Source organism: Candidatus Frankia nodulisporulans (assembly GCF_902806475.1).
Taxonomy (GTDB): Bacteria; Actinomycetota; Actinomycetes; order Frankiales; family Frankiaceae; genus Frankia; species Frankia umida.
In genome coordinates this window covers 1-11,661 of record NZ_CADCWS010000131.1, presented here as the reverse complement: position 1 = coordinate 11,661, position 11,661 = coordinate 1, and the positions used below count along the sequence as shown (strand labels likewise).

Here is an 11,661-nt window from a genome sequence, read left to right as displayed (position 1 = left end):
CGAGCCCGTTGTTCCCGGGCGGCTGGCCATGGTTCCGTAGGAAACAGGTGCTGTTTCGGTCGCCCTGGTCAGGTGGCCTCCACCTGACCAGGGCGGTGCGACGTATCCACGGCTGGCCGATGCCGCTGTTCGGCGATTCTGGCCGCGGTGGAAATCGGGGGGCGGGGTAGCGGGCTGTCGACCAGAATCTCGTAGCGGCGTCTCGGCGCATGATCTGAGAGCGCGGTGTCGGCCGTGGCCGGCGCCCGGTGGAAACGGTCACCGTAGGGGCGGGGCGCCGAGGGGTCGGCGGGCGTCGAGCGCGGTCGGGCCATCCGCGTGGGAACGTCCGCCGGGGGATGCCCCTGCGGGGGTGCCAGCTCGATCCAGCCCCGCTGGATGAGAAATGCGAGATCGGTCAGGACGGGATAGATTCCGCGGCCCAACGCGAAGGCGAGGTCGCGACCGGTCCGCCGGCCATCCATCCACGCGAGCAGGCTGACCTGCGGTGCGGCTGTCGGCATGCGGGCCGCACCGGACGCCGGCCGCGGCCGGGACCGCGCGGTCAGACCGAACTGGGTGCTCCACTGGTCGGCGACGGCCAGCCGCCGGGCGGTCTCACGTACCGCCCACCTGGCGTCGATCCCCGGCCGCGCGGGCAGCAGCGCCGGTACGGCCACGGCGCCGGGCCGCGCCGGCTGGCGGGCCACCGCGGTGGGTGCGGAGCTGGCCAGGGCGAACAGCGCGTCCATCACGGTGATCCGGGCCAGGATCTGTACGCCCGCACGCCCCAGCAGGCCACGTTCGACCAGTAGGGCGGGCACCTGGCCGATCGCTGCCCCCGCGGTGTGCACCGCGGTCCACTGCTGCGCCGTGACCCGTCCGGAGCGCAGGAGCACCGACTCCACCCCCGGCGCCGCGGACGTGCCGGCGTCGATGATCAGCCCGTCCTGGAAGGTCACCCGGCCGCTGGCGGCCCCGCGCACGTCCAGACTGCCGGTGAACGCGTCGTCGGCGCCGCCGACCAGGGCGGTCAGCAACCACTCCGCGCCGCCGATGACGCCCGAACGCTGACCCGATGCCGGACCTGATGCCGATGCAGGACCGGGTTCCGGAGCCGATGCCCGGAGCGGGACGGGGCGGCGGGTCGGCAGGCCGATGGCCTCCGTTCGGGGTCGATCGTTCGTCGGGGAAATGTAACCCCGAATGGTGTCCGTCTCATCGTCCATGGTGATATCCCTGGTGTGACAGGCTGATCGGGCAACGGTACGGTCGTTGTGTCCACACGATATGCCGGCGGTCTGTGTCATGTTATCGCCGAAACTGGCGAAGGAATTACATCCTCCGGTCATCGGGTTGAGGAGAACACGGTTATGGACATTGAGACCGCGCTCAAGGAAGCCATGCAGGTGGACGGCGCGGTCGGTGTTTCACTGGTCGACGCGGAGAGCGGAATGATGCTCGGTTCCGCCGGCGGCAGCCGGGAGTTCGACCTGGAAACGGCGTCGGCCGGGAACACGGAGGTGGTGCGGTCAATGCGTCGCGCTCTGGACGTGCTGGGCGTCCGGGACGGGATCGAGGACATCCTCGTCAGCCTTGACCGGCAGTATCACCTTGTCCGGTTGCTCGAGCGGGCGGACAGTCCGCTGTTCCTCTACCTGGTGCTGGATCGGTCCCGCGCGAATCTCGCGCTCGCCCGGCACAGCCTGCGGCTCATCGCCCGTGCACTCGACCTCTGAGTGACCCGCCCGTCCGTGGCTGTCGCCGACGGACGCCTGGAAGGAGGCCTCGATGATCACCGCAATCACGATCACTGACGCGGTACTGACCGAACTGCACGGCCTGCGCGCGCAGGTCCCCGGTGTGACCGGCACCGTCGTCGCCGCGGCCGACGGTCTGCTGTTCTGCGCGGACGCCGAGGGCACCCGGCCCGAGGTGATCGCCGCGATGGCGGCCGCCGCCCTGGGCCTTGGCAGATCGACCGGCCAGGAGGTCGGGCTCGGTCCGCTGGACGGGGTGGTCATCCGGTGCCAGCAGGGCCATGCGGTCGTCTACGCCGTGGGTGCGGCGCGGCTGCTCGTCGTCCTGGGCGATGAGGGGCTCGATCTGGAGATCCTGCACCTGCGCTCGAGGGGCACCGTGCGCCGGATCGACGCGGCGTTCGCCGCCTGAGCACGGCGTTCGCCGCCTGAGCACGGCGTTCGCCGCCTGAGCACGGCGTTCGCCGCCTGAGCACGGCACGGCTGGCTGTGGACGGGCAGGGTGCTCGTCCACGGTCAACGTCCGAGGGCTGTGGACAACTGAGGGCTGTGGATCAGTTGGTGTGCTCGAATACGTCCGTGTCCACGTGCTCGATCTGCGACCATGAGTGGTCGGAGCATCATGGATCGGGCGATCTTTCTCCCTGGGTGACATGCACGTCTCTTTCGGTGGGCTGCTACTGTCGGCGCACGGTGGAGGAGGTCCACGCCGAGATGGTGCGCGGCGCCGGGTCGGCACGGGCCAAGCCGATGTGTGCCACCTGCGGTCAGCGTCCCGCGCAGGACACCCAGTGCCCGCCGTGCCGGGATGATCGGCAGCGCCGGGCCGAGCAGGAGTTCGCGGCCTGGTGGGCGCAGCAGCGCCGAGGCCGAGGCCGCGGGCGTGGGCGCGGGGCCGGCACGGAGCCCGGGCCGTCGCACCTGCCCTCCGGTGTTCTGCCAAGCTCATAGGCTTATCTCACTGCACGGCGCAGGATCGATGGCGGCCCGAAACGACCGCCACCCGGGCGTCCGAGCTGGCCCGGCCGCACGGCGCCGACCGCCGGCGCGAACGTCCGGTCGGACGAAGGGAGAAGGTCGCCATGGCCTCGCGTACTCGCCACAACCACGCGGATCAGGATCCGGACCCGCGGGTCCGCGTGCTGGGGGAACCGGTCGAGAGCTATCCGGTGCTGCCCCCGGAGACGGCGCGTGGCAATCCCCGGCGGATCACCGTGGTCGGCGAGCCGATCCTGCACCGGCCCTGCCAGCCGATCACCGAGTTCGGCACACCGGAACTCGCCGCGCTCATCGACGACATGTTCGCCTCGATGTACGTCGCCGAGGGCGTGGGGCTCGCCGCCAACCAGATCGACGTCGATGCCTCCCTGTTCGTCTATGACTGCACCGACGACGACGGCGTCCGCCATGTGGGGCACATCGCCAACCCGGTGCTCGAGGAGCCCGACCCGACCGAGCGGCGCCTCGTCAAGAGCGACGAGGGCTGCCTGTCGGTGCCCGGCGCGTCGCAGGAGGTCGCCCGCCTCGAACGGGCCGTCGTGCGCGGCCAGGACCAGACCGGCGCGCCGCTGCGCCTGGAGGGCACCGGCTACTTCGCCCGCTGCCTGCAGCACGAGACGGACCACCTCAACGGAAGCCTCTACATCGACCGACTCTCCAGCCGTGGGCGGCGCAAGGTCCTCAAGGAGATGGAGGAGGTCCGCGACGAGATCTTCGCCCGTCGGGCCGAGCGGGCGGCGGCCCGCCAGCCGGCCGGCTAGGTTGGAACCGCCGATGCTGGCAGGGGTTCGGTCGATCTGAGGAGTACGCGGTGGACACGGCGTTGCGGGAGCTGGCCGAGGCGGCGACGGGTTTCATGCCCCCCGACGAGGGGGCGGCGTTGCACCGGGCGGCCGCCCAGGTGCCGGCCGGCGGGCTGATCTGCGAGGTCGGCACGTACTGCGGCAAGTCCACGCTCTACCTGGCCGCGGGTGCGCGGGCCGCCGGTGCCACGGTGGTCACCGTCGACCATCATCGTGGGTCGGAGGAGAACCAGCCAGGCTGGGAGTACCACGACAGCTCACTGGTCGACCCCCGCACCGGCCGGATGGACACGCTGCCCCATCTACGCCGAACCCTCGAGAACGCCCAGGTCGAGGACGTGGTCACCGCGGTCGTCGGCCGCTCCGAGCAGGTCGGGCGATGGTGGTCGACGCCGGTCGCCCTGCTGTTCCTCGACGGCGGGCACACCGAGGCGCAGGCCCAGGCCGACTACGAGGCGTGGGTCGGGCATGTCGTGCCCGGTGGGGCACTGCTCATCCACGATGTGTTCCCGGACCCGGCCGACGGTGGCCAGGCGCCGTACCACGTCCTGCTGCGCGCCCTGGCCGAGGGCTTCGAGGAGCAGTCGCGGACCGGTTCGCTGCGGACGCTACGCCGCGTCCTGTGACTGGCAGCCGCAGGTGCGCGCGGTCAGGGCGGTCGCCGGCAGGTCATCGCCGCGGAACAGCTGCTCGGTGACCCCGCCGGCCAGCGTGTCCACGGCGAGGATCACCGCCGCGCCCGTCCAGGTGGACTGCTCGACCGGCCAGAACACCTCATCGGCGAACTGCCAGCCGGTCCAGTAGCCGCCGCCGGCGTGGCGCAGGCACTGCATGTCGGTGACCAGCCGCCGCGCCGACTCGGTCTCACCCACCATGTGCAGGGCGATCGCGAGTTCGCAGGTCTCGGCCCCGGTGACCCACGGCTCGTCTGCGACGCAGCGGGCGCCGAGACCGGTCACGACGAACGTGTCCCACCGCGACGCCAGCCGGGCCTGGCCGGCGGACCCACGCAGCGCACCGCCGAGGACCGGGTAGTACCAGTCCATCGACCAGCGGTCCTTGGGCAGGAAGTACTCGGGATGGGCGAGCAGCGCGTGGTGCAGGTCGTCGGCGGCCCGCCCCCAGCGTGCCGAGGCCTCGGCGGCCCGCCCCCGACCACTCTCGCTGCCGCGGCCGCCGCCGCCCTTACCGCCGTCGCTGCCGATCTCGTCGATGACGGCGGCCAGGGCCATCCCGCAGCGCAGGCTGTGGAGGGTGCTGGAACAGCCGGTGAGCAGCGCCTCGGGGTAGTGGGCACCATCGGCGGACCGGGCCCACCAGATCTGCCCGGTGGGGGCCTGCAGCGCGGCCACGAAGTCGAGGGCGCGGCGGACCACCGGCCAGATCCCGGTGACGAACTCCTCGTCGCCGAACAGCAGCCACCGATGCAGGGCCGCGGCGGCGACGTAGGCACACTGGTTGCTGTCGACGAAGTCCTCCCGGACCGCGCCCCCGAGGTAGCTCGTCGCCCACGAACCGTCGGCCCGCTGGTTGCGGCACAGCCAGTCCCAGGCCGCGTCGGCGGCGTCGACCTGACCGCACAGGTCGAGCGCCATCGCGCACTCCAGATGGTCCCAGGCGTCGGTGTGCCCACCCGGGTACCAGGGGATCGCACCATCGGCTTCCTGGACGGCGGCGATCGCCTTCGCGGTCGCGGTGAGCGCCTCGGAATCCAGCACCGGAGCAGACTCAACGGACCGCACGAGTGGCCTCCTGGGTTGACTGTTTACGCAGGTAGAGCACGATGCTCTTGCCGAGCACCGGGTTGAGGACCCGCTCGGCGAGCTGCGTGACGCGAGGCCTGCGCATCATGTCCCACACCAGCATCCGGTGGTAAAGCCGCGTCGCCGGATGGTCGTCGTCATGGACACCGACAAGACACCGCAGCCACCAGTACGGCGAGTGCAGCGCATGGGCGAAATGCGTGTCGACCGGTTCGAGACCGACCTTCATCAGTCTTTCCCGCAGCTCGGAGCGCCGGTAGATGCGCACATGCCCGCCGGGCACCGTGTGGTAGGCCGAGGACAGGCTCCAACAGACCTTCTCGGGCAGCCGGTTGGGCACGGTGACCGCGATCCACCCGCCCGGACGCACCACCCGGGCGATCTCGGCCATCGCCGCGGTGTCCGCGGGAAGATGTTCGAGGATCTCCGCGGCGATGACCCGGTCGAACGTGTCGTCCGCGAACGGCAGAGCCAGCGCGTCGCCGCGCACCACGGCGGATCGTCCCGCCGGTGGCGCCTGCCCCTCCAGGGTCATCGCGCCGAGCATCGCCTGGACGTCCCGGATATCCGAGAAGGAGTAGTCCAGCGCGATCACCTGCGCGCCGCGGCGGAACGCCTCGAAGGTGTGCCGTCCACCGCCGCAGCCCAGGTCGAGCAGTCGGGTGCCCTCGGGCACGGGAAAACGGTCGAAGTCAACGGTGAGCATGGCGGCCGGTCAGTTCGCCGGCGCGGACGGCCCGGTCACCGTCGCCGAGGAGGTGGCGCCGGTGGGCACCGTCGAACCTGTGGACGAGACGGTGCCCGTGGCTGGCGTGGGTTGCGGTATCCACGACCAGGTCGCACCGGGATAGGGCGAGGTCGGGGTGCCGCCCACGGCGGCGATCCGCTCGGCGTACCAGGCCGCGGTGGCAGCACTCGCCGCGCGCCAGGAGAAACGCTGCTCCACCCGGCGGCGGCCGGCGGCACCCATCCGGGCCCGCAGGTCAGGGTCGTCGAGCAGCCGGCGGATCGCGCCGGCCAACGCCACCGGGTCACCGGGTGGGACGAGCAACGCCGCCTCACCGTCCGGCCCGGCCACCTCGGGCAGCGCGCCCGCGGTCGTCGCGACCAGCGCGATCCCGCAGGACAGCTCCTCGACAGCCGGCAGGCTGAAGCCCTCGTACAGCGAGGGAACGACCGCGACCTCGGCGGAGCGCAGCAGGTCGACGAGCTCCAGCTCCGGCACGCCGGAACGGAAGGTCACCGCGTCCGCCAGGCCCAGTTCGGCGACCCGGCGCTGGGCCTGGCCACCCTCGCGGACCTTCCCGACGCAGATCAGGTGGGCCAGCGGCCGCTCGCGGCGCAGCGCGGCGAGTGCCTCCAACAGCACCCCGAGCCCCTTGAGCGGCACATCGGCGCTGGTCACGACCACGATTCGGCCGGGTACCGGCGACGCCCCGGCGGGCGCCGGGGTGAAGATGTCCGAGTCCACTCCCAGGGGCACCGTGTGCATGCGCTCGGTGGGCAGCGCCATGTCCGTGATGATCTCGCGGCGCGAGCTCTCGGACGGGATGACGATCCCGTCCAGCCCGCGGGCCACCCGTGCCTGCATCGGCAGGAACGAGTACCACCGGCGGATACCGGTGCGGGCCTTCCAGCCGGATGTCGCCTCCAGGCTGAGCCGGCGGTCCACCGTGATCGGGTGGTGCACGGTGCTCACGACGGGGATCCGGTGGGGACGCAGCGCCGACCGCAGCGCCAGCAGGCCGTAACCCAGCCCCTGGTTGTCGTGGATGATGTCGAACGGTGGCCGCCCACTGGCAGCGCGTGGCCGCAGCGCCTGGTAGGCGCGCAGGCTGAACGACAGGGGTTCGGAGAACTGACCGGTGCGCATCATCGCGACCTCGACGGCGTCGGGTAGCGAGCGCAGCTCGGCCGCCTTCGGCCAGCGGAACGGGTCCGCCTCGCCGTAGAGATCGAGGCTGGGCAGCTCGGTCAGCTCGACGCCAGGGTCGAGCACCGGGTATGGCGGTCCGCTGACCACCTGCACGTGATGGCCGAGGGCGACCAGTTCGCGGGACAGATGTCGGACGTACACCCCCTGGCCACCGCAGGTGGGCAGGCTCCGGTACGACAACAACGCGATCCGCAAGTGTGCGCCCTCCGTCCGTTTCGGGCCATGGCTGGTCCCTCGACGTTGAGGGGGTGGTGCAGTTCGACACTAGGACATTCGCGGTTGACCTTCACCCGAATCACGTGACGCCCAGTTGCTCCCAGGCTGTGCAAAGACGGAGATCGTTGGAGTTGACACGGCTTCGTTGTGCCGTGGGCACCGTGCGCGCGGCCGGGACGGTGCCCACGGGGACGGTGCCCCGCGTGGAGCCCCGTCCCCGCACAGGCAAGCGGGCGATCGCCGTGGGCGGTCACCGCGCCAGCTTCACTCCTCGTCGACGAGAACGACCTCGGCCGGCACGTTTCCCCTGGTAGCACGGGAGTACGGGCACATATCGTGGGCAGCCGCGAGCAGCTCCTGCGCGACGGCGCGGTCGAGTCCGGGGACCTGCGCCTCGATCCGCGTGCTCAGGCCGAGGCCCCCGTCAGCCTGACCGAGTGACACGGTGACCGACACGGCGGAGTCCTTGACGTCGATCTTCCGGCCGCGCGCCACCGCCTTCAGCGCACTGTGGAAACATGCCGCGTAACCGGTTGCGAACAGCTGCTCGGGGTTCGTGCCCGGACCGTCGTCCCCACCGAGCCCCTTGGGCATGGACAGCTGCAGGTCAAGCCGGTTGTCGCTGGATGCCACCCGGCCGTCCCGGCCACCCCAGGCGGTCGAGGTGGCCGAGTAGAGCGCGTTCGTCATGCTGCCTCCATAGGTCGCGCGATAGATTTTAAGTAACCACAGCGGTGCCCTAAAAGGAAGTCGTCCACACCCCTCCTCGGCTTAGCCTTGCCCACATGGAGGCCACATCGAGCCGGGCCGGCCGGAGAATCCCGGTCCGGACAGGTCGCACGCAGCAGGTATGGCAAACCCGGCAGACACGGTGAGCGTGACGGACATGACGGACATCACGGACAGTCCAAATCCCACTGAAGCGGGCGGAACCGGCGAGGCATCCCGCCCTCGGCGGGGACGACCGCGGGACGCGACCATCGACACCCGGGTGCTGACCGCCGCCGTCGCGGAGCTCGCCGAGAACGGTGTCGCCGGGTTCAGCGTCAACAGCGTCGCCGCCCGCGCCGGAGTCGCGAAGCGCGGCATCTACATGCGCTGGCCCGACCGGGACGACCTCGTTCTAGCCGCCCTCGGCACCCTGGCAGCCGGCCTCGTCCCGCCCCGCACCGGAGCCCTGCGCGGTGACCTCCTGCGACTCGCCCCCCTGGTGGACGCGGTCTTCACCGAGCCACGGATGTCGATCCTCGGCCGCTGCATGGCCGAACTGCCCCGATTTCCGGCGATGTACGCCGCGTTTCGCCGTGAGTCGGTCGACCGCTGCGCCGCCGCCATCGAGGACGCCTTCCACGACGCGGTGACCCGCGGTGAGGCCCGTGCCGACCTGGACACCGACCTCGCCTCCGGCGCCTTCCTCGGTTCGCTGCTGGTCCGCCACGCCTTCGGTGCCCCTCAGCCCCTCGACCACGAGACCTTCCACAGCCGCCTGGTCGACTTCTGCCTCGCCGCCGTCCGCCCCGAACACCCCCCTGCCCCCTGACGGTCACCATCCCCGCAGGGTCACCGTCCGCACAGGGTCACCGTCCGCACAGGGTCACCGTCCGCGCTGAGCCCTCACCCTGGACGGTCACCGCGCCCGGCCGCTGCTCAAGCCGGACTCGCCACTGTGGATGGCTCACTGCCGCCGAGCGGTCACCGTCCGCCGATAGGCACCGATCTCGCTCGTGCCTGCCCATCCGCGGGTACCGCCGAGCCCAGCGGTGCAGCCAGTCGCTCTCGCCCTCACCTGAGGAGCCGCACCGCGGACGAGCACCGTGGCTGACCATGACCACCGGGACGCCCCGTGCCTCGCAGCCACGCCTTACCCCGGCTGTGCACAGCGCGCCGGTCCGACCACACCATGCCCATCCACGGGCACGGTGCGCCGCCTGTGGAGGCCCACCGTGCCCGTTCTCCCCACCGGGGCAGCGTGCTCCCCGAGGAGGCGGTGTCCGTGACACCATGGGGTCAGCCCCAGGTCACGCACAGGGGCAGCGTCCGCGGCCGTTGACGTGGCCCTCACCCTCAGCGGTCACCGTCAGCAGCACACCGGCACCACCCACGGCGATGGTCACCGTGGCGGGCCGCACCCTGATCCAGCACGGGCATCGCATCGACGGCCGCACTGACAGTGCCCGGTCACCGTCGCCTTCACGGTGCCCACCCTCCACCGGCCGACCGGTGACATCGCCGCACATCGCTGCGCGCACAGGGGCACCGCCCGGCGATACCCCGCCTCGGTCACCGTGAAACCGCGGATGCACCGCGCGACTCGACCCCGGCCGCCCGAGGGCCGGCGTCCACACCCGGCACCCTGCCCGATGACGAGCACCGCGCCCACAGCCGCCATCCCCGTACACAGGGCCCCGCTCCCGGACGGGCACCATCGCCGAGCACCGACAGGACCGCGTACGGGGACCCCGTCCTCAGGCGGGCACCGTGCCCGCAGCCACCATCACCCGTGCACAGGGCTCGACTCCCGGGCGGGCACCGTGGCCGAGCGCCGACGGGACCGCGGACAGCGCGCTCGCTGTCCGTCCGGGGAGAGCGTCGCGGGCGTCCGGCCGGTCGCCCTGTGGACGGCCCGGCGATGACCACCAGGCGGGGTGCGTCGTCCTGTCGACCGCATTGCCCGATCGCCGTGGACGGACACCGCGTCCGGGCGTCTCGACCGGGATGGTCACCGTCGACGTTGTGGATGAGCATCGTGGTGACATCAGGGGCAGATGTCGGTGACCGCCAGGGGATGGGGTGCGAAACGGCGGGCGGTCCAACTGGTCAGATCGGTCATGGAGGCACCGAGGACGGTGCCGTGGTTCGCCTGTGGATAGCGCCGGTAGTCCACGGTGGTGCCCGTGGCGCACAGGCGGCGCACGACGCGGTCGGTGTCCTGGCGGCGGATCACCGTGTCGCGGTCACCTTGCAGGATCAGCGTCGGTGCCATGCGGCGGGTGACCTCGTCCCGTTGCCGGGCGAAGGCGGTCGCGAACGGGGCCAGACGCAACGGGTTCTGCCGGAACGCGGCCCCCACGGGAACCCCGTTGCTCGCGGCCAGCAGGTCCGGCGCGCAGCGGGTCCGGGCGATGGCGAGCAGGCGACGACCCTTCGGGGTCAGGTAGCTGTTGAGGTTGATCCGGTGGTCAGCGTCGGCGGCGCCGATCATCGCGAGCAGCAGGTAGGCGACACCATCCGAATGGTGCTCCAGGGCGGTCAGCGATGCGGGCAGATCGGCCAGCGGGGCGGTCGCGATCACCCCACGAACTTGCAGGTCAGGTGCATAAGCGGTGGCCTGCGCCCCGGCGGAGAGCGCTGCCTGCCCACCCTGTGAATAACCCCAGAGGACGACGTCGCGCCCAGCCCCGCTGGCCCTGATGGCACGCGCGGCCCGGACGATGTCCAACGCCGCCCGGCCCTCCGGCCCGGCCACGTAGATGGCGTGCTCCCCGGGGGTGCCCAGGCCGGCGTAGTCCGTGAGGGTGACCACATAGCCCGCGCGGACGAGGGAGAACGTCCACGCGGCGGCGGCCAGCGGCGGCTCGGCGACGGACGGCGCGCAGGAGTCGGCGACCCCGGTCGTCCCGTGCGCGAACGACACCACCCGACGCCCACCGGTGGGCACCGCCGTGGCTGTGGACAGTGCCGTGGTCACCGTGGTCACCGTCGCCGTGGTCACCGTGCTTGCCGTGGTCACCGTCGAACCTGTGGGCACCGTCTTCGCGGTGGGCACCGTGGGTGCTGTGGATATCGCCGGGGCGGTCGGGGCGAGGACCAGACCGGACACCAGCGCTGTCGAGGAGGAGAAGGTCCGCGACCGGTAGACGATCCGCCAGGCTCGGATTCCGGGTGGTGCGCCGCGCACCTCGGTCTGCTCGACCAGGTCTCCTGGCCGCCCGGGTCCGCTGGGCGAGGGGGGACCGTCCGGGCTCGCACCGGCGGGCCGTCCACAGGCGGTCAACGGAACCAGGCCGAGGAGCAGAACGATCAGTGGCAGCCGCATCCCGCGGCGGGGGGAATCACCACTCACGGGCAGTCGCGGAAAAGGCACACAATAAGCGTATGGTTCACGATCAGCAAGCTGATAGCGGGGTTTGGTGTCACCCCTGATCCCAATGGCCGTAGGTTAAATGATCCCTTGGAGGTTTGAGGGATGGTTGGTCATCGGAAGT

11 protein-coding genes are annotated in these 11,661 nt (G+C 71.4%); 5 read left to right on the top strand and 6 right to left on the bottom strand.

From position 1 onward, the window contains the following. Window positions 1-68 precede the first annotated feature (68 nt). On the bottom strand, window positions 69-1,019 hold the full coding sequence (locus tag G6R24_RS13015; RefSeq protein WP_163549517.1) for a hypothetical protein: 951 nt from the start codon (window positions 1,017-1,019) through the stop codon (window positions 69-71). Between the two features lie 333 nt (window positions 1,020-1,352). Between G6R24_RS13015 and G6R24_RS13010 the strand changes: the two genes are divergently transcribed. From G6R24_RS13010 to G6R24_RS12995, 4 genes are all read left to right on the top strand, one after another. Continuing rightward, complete coding sequence (locus G6R24_RS13010; RefSeq protein ID WP_163549516.1) at window positions 1,353-1,718, top strand: roadblock/LC7 domain-containing protein; 366 nt, start codon at window positions 1,353-1,355, stop codon at window positions 1,716-1,718. 52 nt (window positions 1,719-1,770) lie between these two features. Continuing rightward, a complete protein-coding gene (locus G6R24_RS13005; RefSeq protein WP_163549515.1) occupies window positions 1,771-2,151 on the top strand; it encodes a roadblock/LC7 domain-containing protein in 381 nt (126 codons plus the stop codon). 670 nt (window positions 2,152-2,821) lie between these two features. After that, window positions 2,822-3,499: a peptide deformylase gene (gene def, locus G6R24_RS13000; RefSeq protein WP_163549514.1), complete on the top strand. Its 678-nt coding sequence runs from the start codon at window positions 2,822-2,824 to the stop codon at window positions 3,497-3,499. A 50-nt stretch (window positions 3,500-3,549) separates the two neighbouring features. After that, a complete protein-coding gene (locus G6R24_RS12995) occupies window positions 3,550-4,167 on the top strand; it encodes a class I SAM-dependent methyltransferase (protein WP_163549513.1) in 618 nt (205 codons plus the stop codon). On the opposite strand, the gene G6R24_RS12990 is transcribed toward G6R24_RS12995, so the two are convergent. The 4 genes from G6R24_RS12990 to G6R24_RS12975 all read right to left on the bottom strand — a co-directional run bounded on the left by G6R24_RS12990 (window position 4,150) and on the right by G6R24_RS12975 (window position 8,146). Continuing rightward, on the bottom strand, window positions 4,150-5,283 hold the full coding sequence (locus tag G6R24_RS12990; protein ID WP_225438471.1) for a prenyltransferase/squalene oxidase repeat-containing protein: 1,134 nt from the start codon (window positions 5,281-5,283) through the stop codon (window positions 4,150-4,152). The genes G6R24_RS12995 and G6R24_RS12990 overlap by 18 nt on opposite strands. Next, window positions 5,270-6,010 carry a class I SAM-dependent methyltransferase gene (locus G6R24_RS12985; RefSeq protein ID WP_163549512.1) on the bottom strand — a complete coding sequence of 247 codons (741 nt, stop codon included), beginning with the start codon at window positions 6,008-6,010 and terminating at the stop codon, window positions 5,270-5,272. The genes G6R24_RS12990 and G6R24_RS12985 overlap by 14 nt, the downstream gene beginning before the upstream one ends. A 9-nt stretch (window positions 6,011-6,019) precedes the next feature. Then, the gene (locus G6R24_RS12980) at window positions 6,020-7,435 is read right to left on the bottom strand and encodes a glycosyltransferase family 4 protein (protein WP_163549511.1); all 1,416 of its coding nucleotides are present in this window, start codon (window positions 7,433-7,435) and stop codon (window positions 6,020-6,022) included. Between the two features lie 285 nt (window positions 7,436-7,720). Beyond that, entirely contained in the window at window positions 7,721-8,146 is a 426-nt protein-coding gene (locus G6R24_RS12975) for an organic hydroperoxide resistance protein (RefSeq protein ID WP_163549510.1), read from the bottom strand. Between the two features lie 196 nt (window positions 8,147-8,342). Here G6R24_RS12975 and G6R24_RS12970 point away from each other — a divergent pair, with 196 nt between their 5' ends. Next, window positions 8,343-8,996 (top strand): TetR/AcrR family transcriptional regulator, encoded by a 654-nt coding sequence (locus tag G6R24_RS12970; protein WP_163549509.1) that lies wholly within the window; start codon window positions 8,343-8,345, stop codon window positions 8,994-8,996. A gap of 1,215 nt (window positions 8,997-10,211) precedes the next feature. On the opposite strand, the gene G6R24_RS12965 is transcribed toward G6R24_RS12970, so the two are convergent. Continuing rightward, window positions 10,212-11,519 (bottom strand): lipase family protein, encoded by a 1,308-nt coding sequence (locus G6R24_RS12965; RefSeq protein ID WP_225438470.1) that lies wholly within the window; start codon window positions 11,517-11,519, stop codon window positions 10,212-10,214. Window positions 11,520-11,661: the final 142 nt, after the last annotated feature.